At 63.7% G+C, this 24,592-nt stretch carries 30 protein-coding genes; 13 read left to right on the top strand and 17 right to left on the bottom strand.

Annotated elements, in window-relative coordinates; genetic code table 11:
- Nucleotides 1-61: 61 nt before the first annotated feature.
- Nucleotides 62-523, bottom strand: coding sequence for a group III truncated hemoglobin (locus tag AKN83_RS18790; RefSeq protein WP_050401160.1), 462 nt, complete (start codon nucleotides 521-523; stop codon nucleotides 62-64).
- Nucleotides 524-620: 97 nt separating this feature from the next.
- Between AKN83_RS18790 and AKN83_RS18785 the strand changes: the two genes are divergently transcribed.
- Nucleotides 621-1,055 carry an RrF2 family transcriptional regulator gene (locus tag AKN83_RS18785; RefSeq protein WP_050401161.1) on the top strand — a complete coding sequence of 145 codons (435 nt, stop codon included), beginning with the start codon at nucleotides 621-623 and terminating at the stop codon, nucleotides 1,053-1,055.
- 29 nt (nucleotides 1,056-1,084) lie between these two features.
- Here AKN83_RS18785 and AKN83_RS18780 read toward each other — a convergent pair whose 3' ends face one another.
- Nucleotides 1,085-1,762 carry an SET domain-containing protein gene (locus tag AKN83_RS18780; protein ID WP_050401186.1) on the bottom strand — a complete coding sequence of 226 codons (678 nt, stop codon included), beginning with the start codon at nucleotides 1,760-1,762 and terminating at the stop codon, nucleotides 1,085-1,087.
- A 165-nt stretch (nucleotides 1,763-1,927) separates the two neighbouring features.
- Here AKN83_RS18780 and AKN83_RS18775 point away from each other — a divergent pair, with 165 nt between their 5' ends.
- Nucleotides 1,928-2,530: a hypothetical protein gene (locus AKN83_RS18775; RefSeq protein ID WP_050401162.1), complete on the top strand. Its 603-nt coding sequence runs from the start codon at nucleotides 1,928-1,930 to the stop codon at nucleotides 2,528-2,530.
- On the opposite strand, the gene AKN83_RS18770 is transcribed toward AKN83_RS18775, so the two are convergent.
- Together AKN83_RS18770 and AKN83_RS18765 are read right to left on the bottom strand one after the other, a co-directional pair.
- Nucleotides 2,527-3,027, bottom strand: a complete 501-nt coding sequence (locus AKN83_RS18770; RefSeq protein WP_244522015.1) for a DUF6321 domain-containing protein — start codon at nucleotides 3,025-3,027, stop codon at nucleotides 2,527-2,529. The genes AKN83_RS18775 and AKN83_RS18770 overlap by 4 nt on opposite strands.
- A 193-nt stretch (nucleotides 3,028-3,220) precedes the next feature.
- On the bottom strand, nucleotides 3,221-3,940 hold the full coding sequence (locus AKN83_RS18765; RefSeq protein WP_050401164.1) for a TetR/AcrR family transcriptional regulator: 720 nt from the start codon (nucleotides 3,938-3,940) through the stop codon (nucleotides 3,221-3,223).
- A gap of 112 nt (nucleotides 3,941-4,052) precedes the next feature.
- On the opposite strand from AKN83_RS18765, the gene AKN83_RS18760 reads away from it, so the two are divergent.
- The 4 genes from AKN83_RS18760 (at nucleotide 4,053) to AKN83_RS18745 (ending at nucleotide 7,310) form a co-directional block, all read left to right on the top strand.
- Nucleotides 4,053-5,456, top strand: a complete 1,404-nt coding sequence (locus AKN83_RS18760; protein ID WP_050401165.1) for a carotenoid oxygenase family protein — start codon at nucleotides 4,053-4,055, stop codon at nucleotides 5,454-5,456.
- A 293-nt stretch (nucleotides 5,457-5,749) separates the two neighbouring features.
- The gene (locus AKN83_RS18755; protein ID WP_050401166.1) at nucleotides 5,750-6,325 is read left to right on the top strand and encodes a hypothetical protein; all 576 of its coding nucleotides are present in this window, start codon (nucleotides 5,750-5,752) and stop codon (nucleotides 6,323-6,325) included.
- A 54-nt stretch (nucleotides 6,326-6,379) separates the two neighbouring features.
- A complete protein-coding gene (locus AKN83_RS18750; RefSeq protein ID WP_050401167.1) occupies nucleotides 6,380-6,934 on the top strand; it encodes an inner membrane-spanning protein YciB in 555 nt (184 codons plus the stop codon).
- A gap of 79 nt (nucleotides 6,935-7,013) precedes the next feature.
- Nucleotides 7,014-7,310, top strand: a complete 297-nt coding sequence (locus AKN83_RS18745) for a hypothetical protein (protein WP_050401168.1) — start codon at nucleotides 7,014-7,016, stop codon at nucleotides 7,308-7,310.
- A gap of 9 nt (nucleotides 7,311-7,319) precedes the next feature.
- Here AKN83_RS18745 and AKN83_RS18740 read toward each other — a convergent pair whose 3' ends face one another.
- Nucleotides 7,320-7,994, bottom strand: a complete 675-nt coding sequence (locus tag AKN83_RS18740; RefSeq protein ID WP_083992119.1) for a DUF429 domain-containing protein — start codon at nucleotides 7,992-7,994, stop codon at nucleotides 7,320-7,322.
- On the bottom strand, nucleotides 7,991-9,643 hold the full coding sequence (locus tag AKN83_RS18735) for a fumarate hydratase (RefSeq protein WP_050401169.1): 1,653 nt from the start codon (nucleotides 9,641-9,643) through the stop codon (nucleotides 7,991-7,993). The genes AKN83_RS18740 and AKN83_RS18735 overlap by 4 nt, the downstream gene beginning before the upstream one ends.
- Before the next feature lie 233 nt (nucleotides 9,644-9,876).
- On the opposite strand from AKN83_RS18735, the gene AKN83_RS18730 reads away from it, so the two are divergent.
- Nucleotides 9,877-10,194, top strand: a complete 318-nt coding sequence (locus AKN83_RS18730; RefSeq protein ID WP_050401170.1) for a Kazal-type serine protease inhibitor family protein — start codon at nucleotides 9,877-9,879, stop codon at nucleotides 10,192-10,194.
- Between the two features lie 102 nt (nucleotides 10,195-10,296).
- Nucleotides 10,297-10,758: a hypothetical protein gene (locus AKN83_RS18725; protein WP_050401171.1), complete on the top strand. Its 462-nt coding sequence runs from the start codon at nucleotides 10,297-10,299 to the stop codon at nucleotides 10,756-10,758.
- Nucleotides 10,759-10,762: 4 nt separating this feature from the next.
- Here AKN83_RS18725 and AKN83_RS18720 read toward each other — a convergent pair whose 3' ends face one another.
- Both AKN83_RS18720 and AKN83_RS18715 read right to left on the bottom strand, forming a co-directional pair.
- A complete protein-coding gene (locus AKN83_RS18720) occupies nucleotides 10,763-11,203 on the bottom strand; it encodes an SRPBCC family protein (protein ID WP_050401172.1) in 441 nt (146 codons plus the stop codon).
- Complete coding sequence (locus tag AKN83_RS18715; protein ID WP_050401173.1) at nucleotides 11,203-11,529, bottom strand: ArsR/SmtB family transcription factor; 327 nt, start codon at nucleotides 11,527-11,529, stop codon at nucleotides 11,203-11,205. The genes AKN83_RS18720 and AKN83_RS18715 overlap by 1 nt, the downstream gene beginning before the upstream one ends.
- Before the next feature lie 155 nt (nucleotides 11,530-11,684).
- On the opposite strand from AKN83_RS18715, the gene AKN83_RS18710 reads away from it, so the two are divergent.
- Both AKN83_RS18710 and AKN83_RS18705 read left to right on the top strand, forming a co-directional pair.
- Nucleotides 11,685-12,359 carry a methyltransferase family protein gene (locus AKN83_RS18710; protein ID WP_050401174.1) on the top strand — a complete coding sequence of 225 codons (675 nt, stop codon included), beginning with the start codon at nucleotides 11,685-11,687 and terminating at the stop codon, nucleotides 12,357-12,359.
- Between the two features lie 9 nt (nucleotides 12,360-12,368).
- Nucleotides 12,369-12,728, top strand: coding sequence for a GFA family protein (locus tag AKN83_RS18705; RefSeq protein WP_050401175.1), 360 nt, complete (start codon nucleotides 12,369-12,371; stop codon nucleotides 12,726-12,728).
- Between the two features lie 54 nt (nucleotides 12,729-12,782).
- Here AKN83_RS18705 and AKN83_RS18700 read toward each other — a convergent pair whose 3' ends face one another.
- Nucleotides 12,783-13,490: a glutathione S-transferase gene (locus tag AKN83_RS18700; RefSeq protein WP_050401176.1), complete on the bottom strand. Its 708-nt coding sequence runs from the start codon at nucleotides 13,488-13,490 to the stop codon at nucleotides 12,783-12,785.
- 153 nt (nucleotides 13,491-13,643) lie between these two features.
- Between AKN83_RS18700 and AKN83_RS18695 the strand changes: the two genes are divergently transcribed.
- A complete protein-coding gene (locus tag AKN83_RS18695; RefSeq protein WP_050401188.1) occupies nucleotides 13,644-14,060 on the top strand; it encodes a DUF3606 domain-containing protein in 417 nt (138 codons plus the stop codon).
- A gap of 151 nt (nucleotides 14,061-14,211) precedes the next feature.
- Here AKN83_RS18695 and AKN83_RS18690 read toward each other — a convergent pair whose 3' ends face one another.
- On the bottom strand, nucleotides 14,212-15,171 hold the full coding sequence (locus tag AKN83_RS18690) for a Tim44 domain-containing protein (RefSeq protein WP_050401177.1): 960 nt from the start codon (nucleotides 15,169-15,171) through the stop codon (nucleotides 14,212-14,214).
- A gap of 676 nt (nucleotides 15,172-15,847) precedes the next feature.
- On the opposite strand from AKN83_RS18690, the gene AKN83_RS18685 reads away from it, so the two are divergent.
- Both AKN83_RS18685 and AKN83_RS18680 read left to right on the top strand, forming a co-directional pair.
- Nucleotides 15,848-17,041 carry an L-dopachrome tautomerase-related protein gene (locus tag AKN83_RS18685; RefSeq protein WP_050401178.1) on the top strand — a complete coding sequence of 398 codons (1,194 nt, stop codon included), beginning with the start codon at nucleotides 15,848-15,850 and terminating at the stop codon, nucleotides 17,039-17,041.
- 38 nt (nucleotides 17,042-17,079) lie between these two features.
- A complete protein-coding gene (locus AKN83_RS18680) occupies nucleotides 17,080-18,192 on the top strand; it encodes a hypothetical protein (RefSeq protein WP_050401179.1) in 1,113 nt (370 codons plus the stop codon).
- Between the two features lie 151 nt (nucleotides 18,193-18,343).
- On the opposite strand, the gene cckA is transcribed toward AKN83_RS18680, so the two are convergent.
- From cckA to flgB, 7 genes are all read right to left on the bottom strand, one after another.
- Nucleotides 18,344-20,923 carry a cell cycle histidine kinase CckA gene (cckA, locus tag AKN83_RS18675; RefSeq protein WP_050401180.1) on the bottom strand — a complete coding sequence of 860 codons (2,580 nt, stop codon included), beginning with the start codon at nucleotides 20,921-20,923 and terminating at the stop codon, nucleotides 18,344-18,346.
- Nucleotides 20,924-21,064: 141 nt separating this feature from the next.
- Complete coding sequence (gene flhB, locus AKN83_RS18670; protein ID WP_050401181.1) at nucleotides 21,065-22,138, bottom strand: flagellar biosynthesis protein FlhB; 1,074 nt, start codon at nucleotides 22,136-22,138, stop codon at nucleotides 21,065-21,067.
- Between the two features lie 12 nt (nucleotides 22,139-22,150).
- Nucleotides 22,151-22,921, bottom strand: a complete 771-nt coding sequence (gene fliR, locus AKN83_RS18665) for a flagellar biosynthetic protein FliR (protein WP_050401182.1) — start codon at nucleotides 22,919-22,921, stop codon at nucleotides 22,151-22,153.
- 18 nt (nucleotides 22,922-22,939) lie between these two features.
- A complete protein-coding gene (fliQ, locus tag AKN83_RS18660; protein WP_050401183.1) occupies nucleotides 22,940-23,203 on the bottom strand; it encodes a flagellar biosynthesis protein FliQ in 264 nt (87 codons plus the stop codon).
- A gap of 64 nt (nucleotides 23,204-23,267) precedes the next feature.
- Nucleotides 23,268-23,579, bottom strand: a complete 312-nt coding sequence (gene fliE / locus AKN83_RS18655; protein ID WP_050401184.1) for a flagellar hook-basal body complex protein FliE — start codon at nucleotides 23,577-23,579, stop codon at nucleotides 23,268-23,270.
- Between the two features lie 26 nt (nucleotides 23,580-23,605).
- The gene (flgC, locus tag AKN83_RS18650) at nucleotides 23,606-24,031 is read right to left on the bottom strand and encodes a flagellar basal body rod protein FlgC (protein WP_050401185.1); all 426 of its coding nucleotides are present in this window, start codon (nucleotides 24,029-24,031) and stop codon (nucleotides 23,606-23,608) included.
- A 27-nt stretch (nucleotides 24,032-24,058) separates the two neighbouring features.
- Complete coding sequence (flgB, locus tag AKN83_RS18645; protein WP_063695402.1) at nucleotides 24,059-24,469, bottom strand: flagellar basal body rod protein FlgB; 411 nt, start codon at nucleotides 24,467-24,469, stop codon at nucleotides 24,059-24,061.
- Between the last annotated feature and the right edge of the window lie 123 nt (nucleotides 24,470-24,592).

Here is a 24,592-nt window from a genome sequence, read left to right as displayed (position 1 = left end):
CCTGTTACTAACCGTCCACCGAATGGAGGCCGCCTTCCGGGCGGCCTCTGCCTTTGCGAGGCTACTGTGCCGTTCGGACTTCAGTTTGCCTGTAACGCTCGCCCACACCGAGCATGACGCCCTGCGCGCTGGCGACGCCCATTTCCAGACTCGCCGCGATACGCCGCGCGCGCTCGATGAAATGATCCGCTGCGACCGGCGGGCACAGTTCATGCGCGGTTGCCTCGAACAGTTCGAGCCAGCGGTCGAAATGCGCGGCATCGACCGGCAGCTTCATGTGCTTGACCATCGGCGTGCCGTGATAGCGCCCGGTCATCAGCGCGACCGAGGACCAGAACGCGCACATCTGGGCCAAATGCGGCTCCCAATCGGTGATCCTGGCTTCGAACACCGGCCCGATCATCGGGTCCTTGCGGACCTTGGCGTAGAATCCGTGCACCAGTTGCTCGATCATGGCCTCGGTGATCCCGGTCCGCGCGATGATCTCGGCGGTGATCCGCTCGCGGCGCTCTGCTGCCGTCATGCCTCACATCCTAAATAGGTATTTGAAATGCCTATTTAGACTGCTATAGCGGATCCGCCAAGCGCCGATTTCCAAGAGCTGATTTCAAAGGGCTTTCATGCGCCTGACATCATTCACGGATTTTGCGTTGCGCGCGCTGATGCGGCTGGCCGGCGAGCCGGGCCGCTCATTCGCGACCAGCGAGATCGCGGCCGAGTTCGGCATCTCCCGCAATCATCTCGCCAAGGTGGTGCGCGACCTCGGCGAGGCCGGCTTCATCGCGACCCAGCGCGGCGCCGGCGGCGGATTCTCGCTGGCGCGCGCCCCGCAGGCGATCACGCTCGGCGAGGTGGTGCGCGCGCTCGAAGGCGGCAGCGCGCTGGTCGAATGTTTCAGGGATGATGGCGGAGACTGCGCGCTGCTGCCGCGCTGCCGCCTGAAGGCGAAGCTCGCGGCGGCCCGCGAGGCCTTCATGCGCGAGCTTGACGAAACCACGCTCGCCGAATGCGCCTACCTGCCGCGTCCTGGGCGCCATCCGGCGCGCGCGTCATGACGATCGGCGAGCCGGATCGGTTTCGGAACTCAGGCCTGCAGCACACGCGCGGCGCCGCGCTTTGACGGCGTTGCCCGCTTGCCGGCTGCGGCCGTCAGGTTGTGGCCGTTGAGGTGCTTGCCATTCAACGTCTTGCCGTTGCCGAGCTTGCCGTTGGCCTTCGCGACTTTCTTCGCGCCGGCCTTCCTCTGCCTGGCCCGCTTCTCAGCGACCTTCTCGGCCTCGCGCTTGGCTTTCCGCTCGGCCTTTTCCTTCAGCCGCAGCCGCTCCGCCCTCGCCTCCGCGCGCTTCTTCTTGCGCTTCTTCTCGCAAGCGTCGCACTTGCAGCCGATCGGCTTCAGATAGGCTTTGAAATAGTCGGTTCCGTAATCGTAGTTGATCTCGTCGCCCGGCTCGATGTCTTTGATGGCGCGGATGAACACCTTGCGCTTGCGCGGCTTGACGTCGGACTCCGCGTTCGGCCTGCAGGCGTGGTTGATGTAGCGGGCGACGTTCTCGCGGATCGAGCCGTCGATGGTCCAGCGATTGGTGAGCTCGAACAAATACTTGTTCTCGATTGCGTCCTCATCCTTCTTCTTCGAGTCGAGCAGCGGCCCGAAATAGCGGATGATCTTGGTCCCCTTCTTGATCGGCTTAGTGGCGAAGAGGCCAAGGCCAGTACGGGAACGGCCGACGCGATAGGGCTTGTGCGATAATGATGCGGGCATGACGATCAAGGCTAAGGCACGCAAGGTGCACGCGACAGAAGTTGCGAAGCCGCCCTTCTAGGACGATTCCGCGCGCCTGTCAGGTGTTTCCCGCGTGTCTGTTGAACCTTCCCCAGATTGCATATGTCAGACACAAAGTAACGTCCGGATTGCAGGTTTCCCCCGATGAAATACCCTGCTTTTGCAACAATCGTTGTGGCGCTCGCCAGCGCAAATCCTGGTCAGGCTGGCGCCCAAACGATCAGCAGCTTCTATACATCGACCGCGCCGAAGGCCTGCCGGATGATCGGCAAACCCAACGAGGAGGACGGCAGCACCACGCGGGTCTGCCCGGGGAAATCCGGCCTCGTGGTGCTGATCAACGAGGGCGACCTGCGCGAAGTGGTGTCGGTCGGCCGAAACCGTGCGGCAGCAGCCAGGGAACCGGCGGCGCAGGCCTGGTTCGGCCCGTTCAGCTCGAGCGGCGATACGGTCGAATGGCGTGCCGCCGACAGCAAGCCCTTCGCGATCATCCAGCGCTGGCAGATCGCCGACAACAGCGAGCAGGACAAGCGCGGCGGTCCGGTTTCACGGGCAATGCTCGCGGTGACGCGGCTACCGCCGGGCGAGGTCTGTCACGTCGCCTATGTCGACGTCGCCGCCAACCCCAACGCCAACGAGCTGGCGAGGCAGGCCGCCGACGATTTCGCCCGCGACTTCAAATGCGGCGCCGACCAGGTGAAGACGATCGGACAGAGCGGCCGCACCACCTCACCGACGAAGCGCTAGCGCTTCGGCTGCTTTGCGCGCTTGTAGCGTTCGAGCAACCGTTCGCCCCTGGCCGCGATGCGACGCGCGGCGGCCACCGTTTTGGGAACCGGTTCGCCCCAGGCATGGGCCGATAGCGCATGTCGCGTCGGCCGTCCCCGATCATCGACCAGCGGCGGCAACTGCTTGCGGCCGTAGAAGCGCACCGCCCAGCTGCCCTTGCGCCGCATGTCCTGCGGCGTCATCTCGGACTCCTTCTTCGTGACGCCGGGCTTCAGATGCGCGCCCTGCTTCTCGGCGAATGCCTTGCGGCCCGCCGCGGTGAGGCCGCCGCGCGGATCCTTTTCGCGGCTGCCGCCGGCGCGCTTTCGTCCCGACGCTTTTGCGGTCTTGCGCTTCTTTGCCGCAGTCTTCTTCGCGGAGCTTCTCTTCGCCGAGCTTCTCTTCGCAGCGGTGCGCTTGTACGCGGCCCGCTTCCGTCCAGAGGTCTTTGTCTTGCGCTTCGTCTTTGCTGCCATGCGCATATTGTCCACGAGGTTTGGATAGCGCCGTCCGGCACGCCGTGCGGCCGCCTTGGCCGCAGCCTTCCTGGGCGGCGACAAATGCTTCGATGATTTGCCCGCCCGCTTGCGCGGGTTCGGACGTTTCCAGGGAACGCGGGGCGATCGTGCCATGTCGCGTCAACGCGCCAGCACGACGAGGGTTGCTTGGTTAAGTGCGCGCCGAGCGGCCCGCGGACAAACGCAGCATCGCGGTCAACAACGTTTCCACAGATGTGCCCTCGGGCGCCCGATCCAGAATCGTCTTGAGGCGTCCGTCGAGCAGCAACATGGTGAAGCCATGCACCAGCGACCAGGCCGACGCGATCGCGGCCGCCTGGTCCAATGTAAGCTGCTCCTTGGAAATCTGTTCATGCCGGCTGGCGGCGACGCCACGGGTCAGCCCGGCGAACGAAGCCTCTGACGCCTCGTGCAGCGACGGCCGCGCATGATCGAGCCGCTCGCTGCGGAACATCAGCCCATACATACCGGGATGCGCCTGCGCATAGGCGACATAAGCCCTGGCGCTCGCCACTCCCTTTTCGGGCGGTGTTGCCGCTGAAGCGTCCGCCGCCGCCATCGCCTGGCCGAATTGCCGGAAACCGATCGCCGCGAGTTCACTGAGCAAACCGGTAAGGTCGCCGAAATGATGTGTGGGAGCCGCATGCGACACGCCTGCCTCGCGCGCCACCGCACGCAAGGTCAGTCCGGCCAACCCATCACGCTCCAGCACGCGCTCGGCGGCCCTCAGCAGCGCCTCGTGCAGATCGCCATGATGATAAGGCGTGTCGTTGCTCCGGCGCCGCGGACGATCGGCCGTAGCTCGCGCAACCCGGCGCGCCGGGGCCCGTGCCGGGCGAGCCGCCTTGTTTTGTTTGGATAATCTTGCCATCCGGATCTTATAGGTCGCAATTTTTACACTGTAAAGATTTTGCTTGACGAGCGATGGTGTCATCCCTACTGATATCTTTACGATGTAAAGATTATAATGCGGGGAGATGCGAATGCTCGACCAGGTCACCTCCAACACGGCGCGGACCAATCTGGCGCCGATTCCGTTTGAAGCCGATGCGCCGTTCCTGAAGATCACGGGCGAATTGCCGCGCGAGCTCAACGGCACGCTCTACCGCAACGGTCCCAATCCGCAGTTCGACGCGCCGGGCGCGCACTGGTTCGTCGGCGACGGCATGCTGCACGCCTTCCATCTCGAGAACGGCCGCGCCAGCTACCGCAACCGCTGGGTCCGCACCCCGAAATGGCAGGCCGAGCACGATGCCGGCCGCGCACTGTTCGGCGGCTTCGGCCGCAAGATGCCGGACGCTCCTGCCGACATCACGACCGACGGCTGCGTCGCCAACACCAACATCATCTACCATGGTGGCAAGCTGCTCGCGCTCGTCGAGAGCCATCTGCCGACCGAGATCGAGCCCGGCACGCTCAATCGCCTCGGCTATTGCGACTACAAGGGCGCGATCTCAGGCCCCTTCACCGCGCATCCCAAGATCGATCCGGTCACCGGCGAGATGGTGTTCTTCGGCTACAATGCCGCGGGCCCGCTGACGCCGGCGCTGTCGTACGGAGCCGTGAGCTCGTCCGGCGTGGTGACCCGGTTCGAACGCTTCGAAGCGCCCTATACCAGCATGGTGCATGACTTCATCGTCACCGAGAACCATGTGCTGTTTCCGATCCTGCCGATCACCGGCAGCATGCAGCGCGCGATGCGCGGACAGGCGCCCTATGCCTGGGAGCCGGAGAAAGGCGCCTATGTCGGTGTGATGAAGCGCAGCGGCGCGTCGAAGGACATCGTCTGGTTCCGCGCCGAGACCTGCTACGTCTTCCATGTCATGAACGCATGGGAAGAAGGCAATCGCATCGTCGCCGACGTGATGCAGTTCGAGGAAGCGCCGCTGTTCAACCATCCCGACGGCTCGCCGACCGACCCGAAGAAGAACCGCGCGCGCTATTGCCGCTGGACGTTCGATCTATCCGGCAATACCGACCGCTTCACGCAGACCTATCTCGACGACCTCACCGGCGAATTCCCCCGCGTCGACGATCGCCGCGCGGGATTTGCCAGCAATCACGGCTGGTACGCCTGCGCCAACCCGGATCTGCCGATGTTCGGTGCGCTGTCGGGCATCGTGCATGTCGACGGCCGCGGCAAGCGGCTCGGCCACTATCTGCTGCCCGTCGGCGACACCATCTCCGAGCCCGTGTTCGTCGAACGCAACGCCGACGCCAAGGAAGGCGACGGCTGGTTGCTCGCGGTGGTCTGGCGCGCCCGCGAGAACCGCAGCGACCTCGCCGTGTTCAACGCGCAAGATGTCGAGACTGGTCCAACCGCGCTGGTTCATCTCGGTCACCGCGTGCCCGATGGATTCCACGGCAATTGGGTGGGTGCGGAGTAGCTGCGCGTCACTCCAAGCCTGAGAATGCCCAGTCCCTCCACTTGTCATGCCCGGGCTTGTCCCGGGCATTCCTTGTTGGTTCTTGCGAGAAAGACGAGGATGGCTGGGGCAGGCCCGGCCGCGACCGCTGCCAGCACAACGAGCAGCCCACGACCGCTGATGTATCAACATGAATTCACTCACTTTCTTGAGATTGCATCACGATTTTTACACTGTAAAGATATCGCTTGACGCTCGCTTTGCCCGCCCTTAAGGTATCTTTACGATGTAAAGATTGGCCTTTGAGGCTCCCGATGACGATCTTCCTGATCCTCGCCCCTTACGGCGCTTACGCCACGCTGATGCTGGCGACCTCGGCCACGGTGAGTCTGCTCGCTGCCGCGCTGATTTGCCTTGCCGTCATCGCGTTCGACATCGCGCGCGGCCGCAGCATCAAGATCCTCGGCCTCGGCTCAGTAATCGTGTTCACCGCAGTGGGCAGCTACCTCACCTTCGTCGATCCGACGCCGAGCACGATCGCGGTGAAGATCGCCGTCGATGCCGGCATCCTGCTGGTGTCGTTCGGCTCGATCCTGATCGGCCATCCCTTCACGCGGCAATATGCGCTGGAGCAGGTCGATGCCGAGATCGCAAGGCAGCCGGGCTTCCTCTATGCCAACTACCTGATCACCGCAGCCTGGACCGCTGCGACGCTGTTGATGTTGATCGGCAACATCGCGGTGCTCTATGTGCCGGCCCTGCCGCTGTGGACCGGCCTCCTGATCGCCTTTGCGGCGCGCAACGCCGCGGTGGGCTTCACGCGCTGGTATCCGCAATATCGCGCGGCCAAGTACGGGACGCCGCCGGCCGGCGCGCCGCCGTCACGCTAGACGCTGCCACAACGACATCACAACGATCGTATCGAGGAAACGGGAACCACGACGATGAAGAGCGTATTTGCCAGGCTCGCAAGCGACTTTCTCTCCACCATCGTATTTCTGGTAGTCTACCTCGCCACCGACAACGTCTTGATCGCCACCGCTATCGCGATTGTGGGTGCCATTGCCCAAGTGGTCTATGCGCGCGTCAAGGGACAGGCGCTCGGCTACATGACCTGGGCGAGCCTTGGGCTGGTGATCGTGCTGGGCGGCGCGACACTGCTCACCAACGATCCGCGCTTCGTGCTGGCGAAGCCTGCGATCGGCCACATCGCGATCGGCGCGATCATGCTCAAACGCGGCTGGATGCTGCGCTATCTGCCGCCGATCGTGACCGAGACCATTCCGGAATACGCCACCCTCGCCGGCTATGCCTGGGCCGGACTGATGTTCATCCTCGCCGCCGGCACCATCGCGATCGCGGCAACCGGCGACATGAAGCTGTGGGCGTTCTACGTATCGGTGGTTCTGCTCGGCGCCAAGATCGCCGCGTTCGCGATCCAGTACGTCGCCTTCCGCTTCCTGGTCGGCAACCGGCTGCGCGCCGCGGCCCGCGCCTGATCGCCGCAGCCGCGAACTAGGCGGGCGCGGCAAGATGGGCTATACCGCCGCCCACGCTGCTAACTGGAGGGAGACATCAATGGCGGTGGACGGAAACTGGAATCTGACGATGACGACACCGATGGGCGAGCGCAAGGCGACGCTGTCGCTGGCAAGCTCCGGCGGCACGCTCACCGGCACGCAGGGTGCCGAGGGAAATTCCACCGAGATCTTCGACGGTACCGTGAATGGCGACAGCGTCGCCTGGAAAGTCTCCATCACCAACCCGATGCCGCTGACGCTCGAATTCACCGGCAAGGTCACAGGCGACGGCATCTCCGGCGAGATGGGTATCGGCCCGATGGGCAGCTTCCCCTTCACCGGCACACGAGCGTAACCGCACCATCTAGAACCAGATCCGCATCGGCAGATCATAGGCATCCAACGGCTGCGATCCCTCGGGAACGCAGCCGTTTGGTTCATGGGCTGCGACCGCCACCGCGCAGGCATCCAGCACGTCGTCGCGCTTCGCACCGGTGCCGATCCGCGCCTCGCCGAGCCAGCGATCGATCTCGCGAAAGCCTGATCGCTTCAGCAGCTTGTGGCGAAGTGCATCACCCTCCTCCGACTTCTTGCGCGGCAAAGGCGCGCCGCCGTTCAGCCGGAGGAACACCAGCTCGGGATGCACCTCGCGGACGTCGCGCGCGGCATTGGCGCGCACAAACGCGTCGACCTCCATGATCTTGCTGCCGAGATGCCAGAGCTGGCGCGAGACGCGGCTCTGGCCGCGGCGCAGCGCTTCCTCATTCGCCTGATCTGGATCGTCAAACTCCTGCCACAGCCAGCGGCGCGCCCCGGTGAAGACGCGCGAGGTGTGTGGGCGCAGCCGCGCGCGAGCCAGACGATCGCAATCGCGCTCGCCGTCATCGGTCATGCCGATCGGGATATCGATCCCGGCACGATCGAACGGACGCGCCAGCGCGTCGGCGACATCGCGGTGAAAGGAAATTGTGCGCCGGTCGCCGTCGATGGTGACGGCGACCCAGCCTTTGGAGAATCCGTCGAGGCCTGTTGCCCTCAACCCAGATTCAATTCCTTGAAGAAGTCGTTGCCCTTGTCGTCGATGATGATGAAGGCCGGGAAGTCGACGACCTCGATGCGCCAGATCGCTTCCATGCCGAGCTCGGGATATTCGACCACCTCGACCTTCTTGATGCAGTGCTCGGCGAGGTTCGCCGCCGCGCCGCCGATCGAGCCGAGATAGAAGCCGCCGTGCTTCTTGCAGGCCTCGCGCACCGCGACGGCGCGGTTGCCCTTGGCGACCATCACCATCGATCCGCCGGCAGCCTGGAACTGGTCGACGAAAGAGTCCATGCGGCCGGCCGTGGTCGGGCCGAACGCGCCGGAGGCGTAGCCATCGGGCGTCTTGGCGGGGCCGGCGTAGTACACCGGGTGGTTCTTGAAGTAGTCCGGCAGCGGCTCGCCCTTCTCCAGCCGCTCGCGCAGCTTGGCGTGCGCGGAGTCGCGCGCCACGATCATGGTGCCGGTCATCGAGACGCGGGTCTTGATCGGATATTGCGACAGCGTGGCCAAAATCTCCTTCATCGGCTTGTTGAGGTCGATCTTGACCACATCGCCGCCGAGCGACTGCTCGACCGCGGGCAGATATTGCGCCGGGTTGTGCTCGAGCTCCTCGAGATAGACGCCGTCCCTGGTGATCTTGCCGAGCACCTGCCGGTCCGCCGAGCAGGAGACGCCGAGCCCGATCGGCAGCGAGGCGCCGTGGCGCGGCATGCGGATCACGCGCACGTCATGGCAGAAATACTTGCCGCCGAACTGCGCGCCGACGCCGAGCGACTGCGTCATCTTGAGGATTTCCTGCTCCATCTCGAGATCGCGGAACGCGTTGCCATCGGCCGAGCCGTGGGTCGGCAGCGCGTCCAGATAGCGCGCCGAGGCAAGCTTCACCGTCTTCATGCAAAGCTCGGCCGAGGTGCCGCCGATCACGATCGCCAGATGATAGGGCGGGCACGCCGCGGTGCCGAGCGTCAGCACCTTCTCCTTCAGGAACGCCAGCAGCCGATCCCTGGTGAGCACCGAGGGCGTCGCCTGGAACAGAAAACTCTTGTTGGCGGAGCCACCGCCCTTCGCCATGAACATGAACTTGTAGGCATCATCGCCTTCGGCGTAGATCTCGCACTGCGCCGGCATGTTGTTGGCGGTGTTCTTCTCCTCATACATCGACAAGGGAGCGACCTGCGAGTAGCGCAGGTTGCGGCGCAGATAGGCGTCGCGCGCGCCTTCGGAGAGCGCGGCCTCGTCGTCCCCGTCGGTGATGACGTTGCAGCCCTTCTTGCCCATGATGATCGCGGTGCCAGTGTCCTGGCACATCGGCAGCACGCCGCCGGCGGCGATGTTGGCGTTCTTCAGGAAGTCGAAGGCGACGAACTTGTCGTTGTCGCTGGCTTCCTTGTCCTCGAGGATCGAGCGCAGCTGCTTCAAATGGCCCGGCCGCAGATAGTGGTTGATGTCGCCGAAGGCGGCCTCGGAGAGCGCCCGCAGCGCCTCGCGCGACACCACCAGCATGTCCTTGCCCAGCACCTTCTCGACCCGGACGCCCTCGCTCGTCACCTTCTTGTAGGGCGTGGTGTCGGCACCCAGCGGGAACAGCGGGGTGTGCTTGTAGGGCGGAACGGGCTTCTGGTCGGGGAAGGCTGAGGGGGCGTTCATGAGCTGCTCTTTGGGCTTGCAGGTCGGGTTCGTAAGGCCGGTCCGGCCGTGCGGCCGCCGGAATGTAGAGCCGTTCTAAGCCTTTTTCGGACAAAGGAAAGGGAAGCCGGCCGCCTTCCAGCCATGCACGGGACCGGCAATCCATGTGTTACCCTTCATCCGTCGGTAATCTCTGGTTGCCACAACGCTCCAATGATCCGCGAAGCGGTCGTGGAAGCCATCAGGAGACCATCATGAAGACAGCGCTTTTCGTCTGGTTCGCGGCGCTGGCCTTGTTGATCGCGGTCCCGACCGGCGCCGATGCGGCCCGCCTCGGCAAATCGTGCGGCGGCCTTGCCGGCGTTCAATGCAGCCGTAGCGGCCAGTTCTGCCAGTTCAAGCCGGGACAATGCGGCCGCGCCGACCAGACTGGCAGCTGCGCGTTCCGGCCGACGATCTGCAACAAGATCTATAAACCGGTGTGCGGCTGCGACGGCAAGACTTATGGCAATGATTGCGAACGCCGCGCCGCCGGCGCCTCCAAGGCGCAGGACGGCAAGTGCGCATCCTGACCGGGCCGTATTGACGCGCTGCGCGGGAGCCTGCATGTAGCTTCGCGTATTTTCATACCGCGGGGGTATTTCGTGACAGCACCGTTGCGCCGACGCTTTCCCTTGAGCATCCGCTCTTTTCTGCCGGCCGCGCTGATCGCGCTGGCGACAGCCTTCGCTGCCGCGCCCGCGCATGCCGATCCCTGCGAGGACATCGCCAAGCAGCTCGCCGGCCAGATCGACGGGCTGAAGGTCAATTTCAGCGCCGCCAACATCACATACCTCACACACCCGGCGGCGAAGGAATTGTCGCTCGGCTGCCGTGGCAAGGACTACTCGATCGAGCTGTTTGCCAAGACCGACCGCAAGATGAAGCCGGAATTCTTCAATCTGGTCGGCTCCGCCACGGCGTTGGTCTTTACGGTGCCGAAGGACGACGCCGCTACCGGCACCTCGCGCTGCCTGAAGCGCATGGGCATCCTGCGCGGCAACACCATCACGATGCGCTATCGCCGCCTCAACCTGGAATGCACGCGCAACAAGACCGAAGCATCGATCACGGTCCGGCGCGGCAAGAACGAGTGATCGGTCAGGCTTCCGCGGCGACCCGCCCGATCGCATCGACGATCTTGCCCCAGCCCGGGCTCATCATGTCGAACGCGAAGCGGTTGCCGGGGAAGACGAAGCCGTCATGCACCATGCGGACAAGCGTGCCGCCCTCGACCGGCGTCAGCGTCCAGGTGACGATCGAGTCGAGTTTCGAGCCGTATTGCGGATTGGTGTCGGCGCCGCCTTTCCAGGAATAGCGCAGCAGGCGCGGCGGATCGCAATTCAACACCTCGCAATGCACGACGCCGTCCCAATCGCCCATCGGCTTGGTGCGGAAATTGAAGCGGTGCCCAACGCGCGGCTGAAAATCGTTCGGCATCAGCCATTTCATCAGCAAGTCGCTCGTGGTCAGCGTCCGCCAGATTCTGTCGGCGGCAAAGGGCAGCACCTTCTCGACCGTGATCGCGTGCGTCTCGCCCATCACTCACTCTCCTTCAACAGCCGTTCCAGATTTGCGAAGCGCTCGGCCCAGAACGTCTGGTAATGGCCGAGCCAGTCGATCAGCGGGCTGAGCCCCTTCGGCGCGACGCGATAATGGATGTGGCGGCCCTCGCGCCGCTCGGCGACGAGGCCGGCGTCGCGCAGCGCGCGCAGATGCTGCGACACCGCCGGCTGCGACACCTTGGAGCCCTGCACCAGCCCGGTCGCGGCGACCTCCCCTTCCCGGATGATCCGCTCGAACACTGCCTGCCGCGTCGGGTCCGCGAGGGTCTTGAGCACATTGGTCAGCTGCATGGCGGTGGTCATGCTAATGTATAAGCAATTGCTTATACGATTATCAATGCAAGACAATGCGGTCGCGGCGCAGGAACAGGTCGCCCACTCCGAAAGTTGATGATTGCGGTCGCATGCTTGCCGGAAAAAGAGTGCGATAATCGCGGCTGGAATCACGGAGCCGCCCCATGATCGCAAAGCTCCTCGTGCAGAACACCTTCTTCGTCGTCGCCATGGCCGCGCTGCTGTTTGGCTTCGCCGGCACGCTGCACTGGCCCGGCGCCTGGGCGTATCTGATCGCCTCGGCGCTGATCGGACCGGCCTGCGGGGCGTGGCTCGCCAAAGTCGATCCCGGCCTGTTGGCCGAGCGCATGCGTCTCACCGCGCGTGAGGGCCAGCCGTCGGAGGACAAGCGCTTCATGCTGGTGTTCCTCGTCGTTGCGGTGCTGTGGTTCGTTGCGATGGGGCTCGACCGGCGCTTTGGCGGCGCCAATGCCGGCGCGACGCTGATTGTGCTCGGCCTCGCACTTTACGTGCTCTCGACCGTGCTGGTCCTGTGGGTGTTCCGCACCAATTCGTTCGCAGCACCCGTCGTGAAGGTGCAGACCGAGCGTCATCATCACGTGATCTCGACCGGCCCCTACGCGCTGGTCCGCCATCCCATGTACGCGAGCGTGATGCTGTTCTTCATCGGCGTGCCGGTGACGCTCGGCTCCTGGTGGGGCCTCGCCTTCGTGCCGTTGTTCTTCGCGATGTTCGCGTTCCGCACAGGGATCGAGGAGCGCACGCTGCTGGCGGGGTTGTCGGGCTATGCCGATTATGCGGCACGGGTTCGCTATCGCCTCGTGCCCGGACTGTGGTGAGGAACCAGCATGGCCGAGACCAAGACCTACACCGGCGGCTGCCATTGCGGCCAGGTGCGCTTCGAATGCACCACCGACATGGCCATGGTCACCGCCTGCAACTGCTCGATCTGCACCAAGAAGGGCCTGCACTTCGTATTCCTGCCGCCATCGAGCTTCCAGCTGCGCGCCGGCGCCGAGAACCTGAAGGAATATCTGTTCAACCGCCACGCGATCCGCCACCAGCTCTGCGTCGATTGCGGCGTCGACGTATTCGCGCGCGGCAACAAACCCGATGGTTCGGACATCGTGGCGCTGAATGTCAGCTGCATCGACGGCATCGACCTGTCGAAGATCAAGATGACGCCGGTCGACGGGCGCAGCAAGTGACTGCAAAACAGTCATTCCGGGGCGGTCCGCAGCATCGCCCCGGAATGACGGTATCTACAAATCCAGCGCCTTGTAGCACCGGAAAATCCCCTCCTCGTTGAACGGAATTCGCCGCGGGCTGGCGAGATACGCCTTGATGTTCGGCCGCTCGGCGATCCGATCGCGCAGCGCGATCAGGCGGGGGACCTTCTTCTCGAATGCCGCCATCCGTTTCGGAAACGCATAGCGCAGGCCTTCCACGATCTGGAACAGCGAGAGGTCGGCGTAGGTCAGCCGGCGGCCGGTGACGAAGCCGCCGCCATTGGCCCGCACAAGATCCTCGAAATAGCCGAGATATTTCGGCACCCGCGATTTCCAGAATTCCTCCGTGCGCTTCTTCGCCGGCGCCTTCTGGTCCTCGTAATACAGCGACGGCCCGAGCGGATGATGAGTGTCGTGGATCTCCAGCACGAAGTCCGCGATCGTCAGCTGCAGCTGATGCACCCAGAGCTTTCCGCCTTCAGCCTTCGGCGCTAGGCCGTGGCGCGCGCCGAGATAGAGCAGGATGTTGGCGGTCTGCCCGATCAGGAGCTGGCCTGCCTTGAGGAACGGCGGCGCGAACGGCGGCGTGCCCTTGTGCGCGTCCATCATCTTCATCATGGCGCCGGTGCCGCCCTTAGCCCGCGCGACATCGGTATAATCCGCGCCGACATCCTCGAGCGCGAGGCGGACATATTCGCCGCGCCCCTGGATCATCGGCCAGTAGTAAAGCTGATAGTGCATGCACTTATCTCCAAGAACTTCGCCGCGTCGCTTCGCTTCCGGTCGATCGTAGCCGCGCCGCGGTCAGATCGTCCACCTCACGCAGTCCGCCTGTGCGAACCGCGCGGCGACTGCTAAGGTTCCAACGTGGAATCTTCGATGAAGGATCATCTGATGGCGGACAACAAGAAGAAGCGGGGCGCACAGGATCGCGCTCTGATCGCGTTGAGCGAGTCCTACGAAGTTGCGTACTGGTCCAAGAAGTTCAAGGTCACGCCGGCCAAGCTCAAGGCCGCCGTCAACAAGGTCGGGCATTCGGCCAGGAAGGTGGAGGCCTATTTCAAGGAGCAGCGGCACATGGCCGCCGACCGCGCGCGGATCGCGATCAGCCAGCCCTACGAGGTCCGCTACTGGTCGAAGAAGTTCAAGGTGACCCCTGCCCGGCTCAAGGCGGCGGTCGGCGAGGTCGGACATTCCTCGAAGAAGGTCGAGGCCTATTTCGCGGCGAAGAAGGCCGCGAAGAGAAAGAAGACGGCCAAGAAGGCCACAAAGAAGGCCGTCAAGAAGACTGCCAAGCGCAAGAAGAGCTGAGCGCGGTCACCGGCGCACTGCTCTCTCCACGTCATTGCGAGCCAACGGGTCGCGCGCCGTCGCCGCCAGTGCCACGACGGGCGAATGAAGCGCGCAAAACAAAAGCGCCGCGGTGGATGCCGCGGCGCCTTGTATCTTTCATCTCCAGCGATCAGTTGGTCTGCTGGATCGCCGAGAGCTCCCAATTGCCGCCGCGCTGGCGCACGAATGTCCAGACCTCGGTGACCTCCTCGGGCTGCCCGCCGCTGATCTGGCGGCTGGTGCCGCGCTCGAGCATGGTGTCGACCAGCGAATAGCGCATCGCGACCGTCGCGTATTCGCTGTCGCCTTCGCGCCAGGCTTCCGCGAGGTCGCCCTGCAAGAGCTTCACGTTGGACGTCCTGTTGGTGACGTTGCGCGCCTTGTTGTCCTCGAGATCCCTGGAGAAGTACGACACCATCTCCGGCGTCGCGAGCGTGTGCAGCTTCGCAATGTCCTCGTTCGACCACGCAGCCTGGATCTCGCCGAGCAGCCGCTCGAACGTCTCGTAGTCGGCGGGCGCGATCTCGACCGGCGCGCTCGATCCGCCGCCGAGGCCAAAGCCGAAGCCCGAGCGGGCGTTGGCCTGGGGGCCGGGGCCGACGTCGGGTCCGCCCGCGTAAGCAGCGGCCGGCTGATTGCGGCGCTGCCACCACGACATCGCAAGCCGGACGACGAGCACGATCAGGCCGATCTGCAGCAAGAGGCCGAGCATCGACGACAGGCCGCCGAGACCCGAGAACAGGCCGCCGCCGAACAGCATGCCGAACAGGCCGGCGCCCAGGAAGCCCGCGGCGAGGCCGCCGAGCAGGCCACGGCCCATTCCGCCGCGGCCGAACAGGCCGCCGGAATTCGCCGCCGCCGGCGAGCTCATGCCCGGGCTGCCGGGCTGACTGAAGGTCCGGTTCAGTGGCGCAACCGAGCCCGGCGCGGTGTTGGTCGGGGGCGGCGCGGAAAATGTCCGCGAGCCGCGCGAGCCGCCACCGCCAACGCGGGCGTCGGCCGCCGAAACGGTCATCATCACGGGCAGCGCCAGCGCCATCGCGACGGCGATCGCCCGAACAATTCCACGCGTGCGTTGCGAGAAATTCATGTTGGTTTCCTCAAAGGATCCCCGGCATGGGGAAACGCCCCTAACATGGGCAGGGCCTGATAAAAGTGAAGCGGGAAACGGGAACCGCGGCTGCGGCCCTCGGTCGCGGCGATGTGACACTATGGTCCTTGTGGATGCGACAGCGCTACCTAGCGCGGGACCAGCTTTCCGTTCAACCGTAGCCGCGGCGGATTTTCACCTCGCACCTGCGAGAAATCAAAGCACATCGCGCCTCGCCGCGCAGCTAGGCTGCGCAGTTATAAACCCGCCATGTCGGTTTTATCCTAGAACCTGACATCGGCGAGCGACGACAGCATGCCGGCTTTTGGTCAGGCTCAGTGAAAGGTCGGCCTTGTCGTCTTACGAGGATATTCTGCTCTGCAATCGAACGCGAGAAAACTCAATTCCACCGAAGAGGCAGGCAAACAATGCCGCGCAGAACTCTATCCTGCGGAATCTCGTCGCGATCGACTTTCCACATAGCTTGGGCCGCTAGCGGCAGTCATCAGAAGCCAAGAATGTTTCTTAACCCAAGTTTAAGCCGCACATCCTTCGACGAGTAATTTTTTCCGTGCCAGGTCAATCCGAAGGCTGAGTAGAGCTTAGCGCCCCTTCATAGGAACGATGTCAGATCCCGACGATTGTGCCCTGAATTTTTCAACGAGAGGACCTCTCGATGCGGGCCAACGTATTCGCCTCCTGCGCGGCAGCGCTACTGTCGATCTCGCCCGCTGTCCACGCGCAATCCGCGACGGAGGATATCAAGGCCAAAGCGGAACGACTTGTGTCTCCACTGGTCGACACTCGCGACAGTCGGTTGCAAGTCGTCGCCACGTTCGAACATCAGGTGACCGGTGTCACCGTCGCACCGGACGGCCGGATATTCGTGAATTTCCCGCGTTGGACCGAGGATACGCCCATTTCTGTGGCTGAGCTCATGCCGGACGGGTCGATCAAGCCTTACCCCAATGAGGAGTGGAACAGCTGGCGCAATGGACGAATGTCGGAGGTCTCGCCAAGCGATCATTTTGTTTGCGTACAGAGCGTCGTTGCGGACCAACACGGATCGCTTTGGGTCGTGGATCCGGCAGCTCCCAATGCCGAGAAGACCATCAAGGGCGGGCCCAAGGTTATCGAGATTGATCTGAAATCAAACGCGGTGAAACGATCCTTTCCGATCCCTGCCGACATAGCTGGTCCGGGCAGCTATTTGAACGACGTGCGCATCGCGCCCGACGGAAGATTCGCCTACCTGACCGACTCCGGCTCGCCCGGCGGCTTGATTGTACTCAACATCGGGTCCGGGCAGGCGTGGCGTGTGCTGAATGACGATGCTTCAACCCAGTTCGATCCAAGCGTCATTGTGATGACCGACGGCCAGCCCTTGCGGCGGCCAGACGGGCGGCAACCGTTGTTCAATGCGGATAGTCTGGCGCTCTCCAAGGATGGCAGCACCCTCTATTGGCAAGCCCTGACCGGGAAAACGCTCTATCGGATCCCCACATCGAGTATCCAGGATCCTGATGCGGCAAGTCGTGCGCGTCCGGAGACGGTGGCGACGACGGAGCCGGCTGATGGACTCTGGACGGGCGAGAATGGCGAGATCTATCTGAGCTCAATTGCAAGCAATGCAGTCAAGATCATCAATCCCCAAGACGGCAGCATGCGACAGCTGTTGGCAGATTCCCGCCTGCGCTGGCCGGATACCTTTTCGCAAGGTCCTGACGGGCAAATCTATGTGACGGCATCCCATATTCAGGATTCACCCTGGTTCCACATGGCTTGGACCGACAAGAACTTCACCTTGTTCAAGTTTATGCCGCGCGATTCCGGCACGGTCGGATCACGCAGCGAGCCTAAGCGGCCGTAAGCGCACGATTGCAACCGGCGGCTCAAGGAGAGGGGCCGATGGCGCGTTGGTTCGAGCCTGTCTTGGGCACATTGCTGATGGCAGTGGTCCTTGCCGACGTCTTCCTCACGGTTCTCTACGCGCGGGCCGGCACTGGCATCATCAGCAGCCGCCTGGCAAAACTGGTCTGGCGGGCCATGCGCGCGGTTGCCTGCATTCGCAACAATAGCCATCTGCTTTCGTTCTGCGGACCGCTCATCATGGTCGCCTTACTCATGAGCTGGTCGATCTTGCTCGCGCTTGGGGCTGCACTGATTGTGCACCCTCAGCTCGGCACAAGCATCACGAGCAGCAGCCAAGAGACTCCAACCGATTTCGTGACCGCGCTTTACGTCGCCGGAAGCAGCCTCTCGATCGTTGGCGGCAGCAACTTCGGTCCGCAAAGCGCCGGAGCGAAGCTGTTGTTTCTCCTCAATTCGGTCATCGGAACGTCGGTCATATCGCTCACGATCACTTACCTGATGCAGATTTACGGCGCACTCAGGAGCAGAAACTCGCTCTGTCTCAAGATTCACGCGCTTTCCGGCGAGACCGGCGATGCTGCAGCTCTGCTCGCGCATCTATTTGCGAAAAACCAGCTCAGCGCTGGCTACAACAACCTGTCAGAGCTTGCGGCAGAGCTCACGGACGCGAAGGAAGCTCACCACTTCTATCCCATTCTGTTTTATTTTCGCTTTCCTGAACCGATTTACGCCGTTTCCAGGTCATGGCTCATCGTGCTCGACGCCGTATCGCTGATCCGAAGTGCGTTGCCGGACGACGCGGATTGGCTGAAGCAATCGGGCGCGGTCACCCAGATGTGGTCCTCGGCACTACTTCTACTTTCCACGCTCGACAACGTCTTCCTGCACGACAAGTCATCGGCTGACCCCAACGACACGGACCGGCGGCTCTGGGAAGCTCGGTTCGAGGATGCACGGAAGCGCCTGCAGGATGCAGACATCAATGTTGCGGAAGATTTTCCGCATTTGCGGGCAGCTTACATCGAACGCAGAAAAAGGTGGAACACTCTCGTCCGCCGCGTCGGGGGCGCCATGGCGTACCACCCTGGGGAAATCGATACCGCGATAAGGCGTCCGCAAACGCGCTTTGGCGTCTCGGCCGGAACGTGATTTACCGGACAGGTTGGCCAGTCGGTCATGAGTACACGCAGATCATGGAAACGCATCATGATCTGATCTCTTTGTTTGAGCATGATCTCCGCGCAAACGCCCTTGCGTTTGTCGCGAGGGAAAACCGGTTTCCACCTTTCCGGATCATGCTCTAATTCGCTGTCATGGTTTCCTTCACCGCGGCGACCAGCTGGGTCAGCGTGAATGGTTTCGGCAGGAAAGCGAATTGCTGGTTCTCCGGCAGGCTCTTCTCGAAGGCGTCCTCGGCGTAGCCGGAGACGAAGATGATCTTCAGCTCCGGATTACGACCGCGCATTTCCTTGAGCAGCGTCGGGCCGTCCATCTCCGGCATCACGACGTCTGAGACGACGAGATCGACGGCGCCGTTCTTCTCCTCGAACGCCTCCAGCGCCTCGACGCCGTTGGCCGCCTCGATCACGCTGTAGCCGCGCGAGCGCAGGCCGCGCGCATTGAGCGAGCGCAGGCCGTCCTCGTCCTCGACCAGCAGGATGGTGCCCTGCCCGGTGAGATCCGGCTTCGGCTTGGCGGCTTCTGTGGTCGCAGTCTCCTTTGCCGCGCCGTTGCCGGCATGCGCCTCCGGTGCGACCTCCTGCTCCTGGCGATGCCGCGGCAGATAAATCCGAAACGTAGTGCCGCTGCCCGGCACGGAATCGACATAGACGAAGCCGCCGGTCTGCTTGACGATGCCGTAGACCGTGGACAGACCGAGGCCGGTGCCCTTGCCGACTTCCTTGGTCGAGAAGAACGGCTCGAAGATCTTGTCGATGATCTCATGCGGAATGCCGGTGCCGGTGTCCGAAATCTCGATCTTCACGTAGTCCGCCGCCGGCATGCCCTTGTTGGCGAGCTGGGCTGCTTCCTCGGTCGGCACGTTGGCGGTGCGGATGATCAGCTTGCCGCCGTCGGGCATCGCGTCGCGCGCGTTGACAGCGAGATTGACCACCACCTGCTCGAACTGCGAAACGTCGACCTTGACCGGCCACAGATCGCGGCCATGCACGAGGTCGAGCTTGACCTTCTCGCCGATCAGCCGGCGCAGCAACATGGTGAGGTCGCTCAATGCATCGCCGAGATCGAGCACTTGCGGCCGCAGCGTCTGGCGGCGCGAAAACGCGAGCAGCTGTCGCACCAGCGTCGCGGCGCGGGTGGCGTTCTGCTTGATCTGCATGATGTCCTGGAACGAGGGGTCGGTCGGCTTGTGCGCGTTCAGCAGGAAGTCGTTCGCCATCATGATGGCCGACAGTACGTTGTTGAAGTCGTGCGCGATGCCGCCGGCGAGCTGGCCGACCATCTCCATCTTCTGCGACTGGTTGATCTGGTTTTCCAGCGCGCGCCGCTCGGTGATCTCGAGTATGTAGACGATCGCGGTCTCGGCGTCGCGTTCGTCCTTTTCCACGGTGGTAACGAAGAACTGGGCGAAGCGCTCCTTCGGCCCGTCGAGCATCACCTCGACCGGCGCGATATCGCCCTGGCCCTCGGCAGCCTGGTTGATCGCGGCGATCAACAGGCCGCGGTCGCGCGGATTGACCGCACGGAAGATCGACTTGGCCGCGCCGCCGTCACCGTTCAGCCCCTGCGCCAGCTTGGCATAGCGCGCATTGGCGCCGACCACGTTGCCACCGCGATCGACGGTTGCGATCGCCATCGGCGTGTGGTCGAAGAAGCGCATGAACCGCACCTCGGCGGCGCGCTCGGGATCGGAATGCTCGTCGCGGGCACGGCTGATCACCAGCGTGCGCGAGGCCCCTGCCGCGCCGTCCGCGCCGAAAGCGAGCTTGTGATAGAGCCGCACCGGCACGGTCTTGCCGCCGCGCATTCGCAGGTCGATGTCGAACACCTCGGTCTTGACCTCGCCGGGCACCGCCGCGATCGAGGTCAGCAGCGCCGCGCCGTCGCCCGAGACGATGTCGGTCAGCTTGAGGCCACCCGAGCCGATCTCGGCGAGATCATAGTCCAGCCAGTTGGCGAGCGTGGCATTGATATAGGCGATTTCGCCGGCCGGATTGACCGAGAAGAAGCCGCACGGCGCATGATCGAGATACTCGATCGCGTGCCGCAGCTCCTGGAACACGTCTTCCTGGCGCTCGCGGTCGCGGGTGACGTCGGCGATCGACCACACCGCATATTTCGCGTCGCGCTTGCCCTCGCCGAGCGGGCGCACCCGCAGGCGCAGCCATCGGCCCTGCCCACCACCTTGCCCGGCCTCGTGGCCGGCGACACGGACCTCCTCCTGCTGTCGCTTGCCCTCGCGCGCCGCCTTCAGGAGGCGGAACACCGCCTCGGAGACGTCGGGGTTGCCGATGAAGACCCGTTCGACGGGACGGACGTCCTGCGGCCCCGCCGCGCCGGTCAGCGTGAGATAGGCGGCGTTGGAATAGACCACGTGGCCGCGAGAGTCGGTAACGACGAGCCCTTCGTGGGCGTGATCGGCGATCCGGCCCATCACCGGGTCGTCGCTGGTGCGGTCGGAGAAGCGGATGATGCCGGCGGCAAGGGCGAACAGGTTGAACAGCCCGACGGTGGCGAGCAGCGCCAGCACAAAGAGGATATAGGGCTGTGCCTGGGTCCGGCCGATGGTCATGAGCCAAACGGCCACCGCGACGATGCCGGTGGCGATCAGCAGCACCAGCAGGATACTGCCGCTCCGCCGCGCCCGCCCGTGGGCCACGAACGGCTCAGTCGCGGGAGGATCGTTGCTATCGGCGGTCATCTGGAGAGACATGGCTCGTCTGCATCACGAAGGCGACCGGCCGGCCACCTCACCCCTGAGTGCCTGAATCGGACCCGAAAACGCAAGTCCATCAGGCGGCTAATTCGCAAGTTACGCGCATTTCAAGCGGTTTTCCGCCCCTTACTGGCGCAGGCCGGACAGGCCACGCCTCAGCCGCATCACGTAACCGATGATTTCGGCAACCGCATGATAGTGCTCGACCGGGATTTCCTTGTCGATGTCGACAGTCGCATAGAGCGCCCGGGCCAGCGGCACGTTCTCGACGATCGGAATGTCGTGCTCCTTGGCGATCTCCCTGATCCTGAAAGCCAGGTTGTCGACGCCCTTGGCGACGCAGATCGGCGCCGACATGCTGCGGTCGTAGGCCAGCGCCACCGAATAGTGGGTCGGGTTTGTGATGATCACCGAGGCCTTCGGAACCTGGGCCATCATGCGCTTCTTGGCGCGCTGCACCCGCAACTGCTTGATCCTGCCCTTCACGTGCGGGTCGCCTTCCGACTGCTTGAACTCCTCCTTCATCTCCTGCAGCGACATCTTGTGACGCTCGTACCAGGTCCGGTACTGGAAAAAGTAGTCGGCGATCGCGACCGCGGCGAGGATGGCGACCACCGCAGCCAGCAGGTGCACGGTCATGCCGGTGATGGCGGGCAACAGCTCGGCCGGGTCGACCCGCAGGAAGGATTCCATCCGCATCCGATCGGGCCACAGCACCATGACCATCACGACGCCGAGCGCGATCAGCTTGAACAGGCCTTTCAGGAAGTTCGCCACCGCCTGCTTGCCGAACAGCCGCTTGAAGCCGGCCGCCGGCGATATCTTGGAGAATTTCGGCTTGAGCTGCTCGCCCGACCACACCAGCTGATGCTGGATCATGTTGCCCGCGATCGCCGCCAGCGCCAGCATCAGGAACGGCACGCCGATCGCGGCAACCACCGCGTAGCCGAGCGTCTGGGTCAGCTGCAGCAGGCCGGCACCGTCGGTGCGGATCATCCATGAATTGGCGATCAGATTGCGCAGCGGCATCAAGATGCCGCCGCCGATCGAGCTCGAGAAGGTCGACAGCACCAGCGTGGCGCCGGCGATGATGAACCAGGTGTTGACCTCCTGGCTCTTGACGACGTCGCCTTTCTCGAGGGCTTCATCGAGACGTTTTTGCGTAGGGTCTTCTGTTTTGTCTTCGGTGTCCTCGGCCATCCCGTCTCCTGACTAGTTCATTGGAGCGAGTTGGCGCAAGACGCCGTTGAAGTAGTCGAAATAGGTGTTCATCATCGCCGCGAGCACGACGCCGAAGATCAGGAAGCCGACCACGATCGAGAGCGGCACGCCGACGAAGTAGACCTGCATCTGCGGCATCAGCCGCGCCAAGACGCCGAGCCCGATGTTGAAGACGAGGCCGAACACCAGGAACGGCGCCGACAGCTGCAGGCCGATCTTGAAGGCCGCGGAGAACGCGGACGTCGCAAGCGAGGCAACGTCGCCGGTCGGCATGATCTCGCCGGGCGAGAAGATGCGGTAGCTCTCGCTCAGCGCCGCGATGACGAGATAGTGGCTGTCGGTCGCAAACAGCAGCGTCAGGCCGAGGATGGTAAGGAAGTTGCCGATGATCTGGCCCTGCTGCCCCTGGGTCGGGTCGACGGCGGTGACGAAGCCGAGGCCGAGCTGCTGGGCGATCACGGAGCCCGCGACGTTGAGCGCCGACAGCGTCACCCGCGCGGTGGCGCCGAGCACGATGCCGATGATCAGCTCATGCACCATCAGGACGCCGAGCGCGGAGATCGACGTCAGGTCGACATGATAGGCGTTGCGATGCAGCGGAAGGATGATCAGCGTCAGCAGCAGCGCGATCGACAGCTTGACCCGCGCCGGGATGTTGCTCTCGCCGAATCCGGGCAACAGCATCACCATCGCGCCCACGCGCGCGAAGACCAGCACGAAGATCGCGGCCAGCGCCGGAAGCAGGGAGACATCGATGCGCATGACCGCGGCATTAGTGCATCAACCGCCGATGATTCGCGACGAAATCCGCATCATGTGGCTGCTGAGCGCGTCCGCCATGAACGGCAGGGCCAGCAGCAATGTGACGAAGATCGCGAGAATCTTCGGCACGAAGACCAGCGTCTGCTCCTGGATCTGGGTCAACGCCTGGAACAGCGACACCACGACGCCGACCACGAGGCCGACCACCATCAAGGGCGACGACACCAGCACGATGGTCCAGATCGCATCGCGCGCCACGTCGAGGGTTTCAGGGCCGGTCATTGTTGTGTTCTCGCTTTTGCAATCTTGCTTCGCATCGCCCTGGGCGATGACGTGCTGATGGACGTCAGATCGGCATCTTCATGATGTCTTCATAGGCCTGGATCACGCGGTCGCGCACCGACACCAGCGTCGACACCGCGACGTCGGTGTCGGCGACCGCCGTCACCACATCCATCACGTTGGCCTTGCCGGAGGCCATCGCCATGGTCTGCGCGTCGGACTTCTTGCCCGCCTCCAGCACGCTGCCAACGGAGTCCTTCAGCAGCGCGCTGAAGGATGGGCCGGCGACGGCCTGCCCGGCCTTCTCTGCGCCGCCGCGCTCCATCATCCTGGCGAGGCTGGCATAGGCGTTGGCGGCGACGGTCGGTGTAGCCATGATTTACGTTCCCAGTTCTTGTTGCGTCAGGACTTGAGGATGTCGAGCGTGCGCTGGATCATCCGCCGCGTCGCGCTGATGATGTTGAGGTTGGCCTCGTAGGAGCGTTGGGCGTCGCGCATGTCGGTCATTTCGACCATCGAATTGACGTTCGGATATTTGACGTTGCCGGAGGCATCCGCCGCCGGATTGCCCGGCTCGTGCTTGATGCGGAACGACGACTGGTCGGGGCGGATCCGGCCGAGCGTCACGATCTGGGCGTCAAGCGAACGATCGAGTGCCGAGGAGAAGGTCGGCACCTTGCGGCGGTAGGGATCGCCGCCCGCGGTCTGCGCCGTCGAATCGGCGTTGGCGATATTTTCCGAGATCACACGCATCCGCCCCGCCTGCGCGCGCAGGCCTGAGGTCGCGATGCTCATCGAGCGGGTGAAATCGCTTGTTCCATCTGCCATGGGATCCTCCCGCCGCCGTTAGGCGGCCTAGCCCTTGCCGATCGCGGTCTTCAGCAGATGCAAGCTCTTGCTGTAGAGCGAGGTGACGGCCGCGTAGTCCATCTGGTTGGCCGACACTTTCAGCATCTGCTCCTCGAGATTGACCGCGTTGCCGGCCGGGCGGGTCTGGAACCCGCTCTTGCCGCGATCATTATCGAATGTGTCCGGCGCGCCGGACGCTGCCATGTGGGTGGCGCTGGTCTGCATCATCGGCAGCGTCCCTATGCCGCCGCCGACCGTGGCGCCGGCCCGGTCGAATTTCGGCTCGACCAGGTCGCGGGGCCGGAAGTTCGGCGTGTCGGAATTGGAAATGTTCTCGGCGAGCACCCGCTGGCGCTCCTGGTGCCACTGCATCTTGCTGCGCAGCGCCGACAGGATCGGGAGGTCGTTCATGGCCATCGTCGCGGCTCCGTTAACCTTTGGACGCCCCTTGGGCCTTCCGAGGTAGGCAGAATTTGCCCGGTGTATGGTTAACGGATGGTTAAAATGTCGGACGGAGCCGTGGAGAACGCCGCAACTGCG

It is taken from the genome of Bradyrhizobium embrapense, assembly GCF_001189235.2.
In the GTDB taxonomy this organism is placed as follows: Bacteria; Pseudomonadota; Alphaproteobacteria; order Rhizobiales; family Xanthobacteraceae; genus Bradyrhizobium; species Bradyrhizobium embrapense.
Note: the sequence above shows the minus strand (reverse complement) of the source record. Positions and strands in the feature narration are given on the sequence as shown.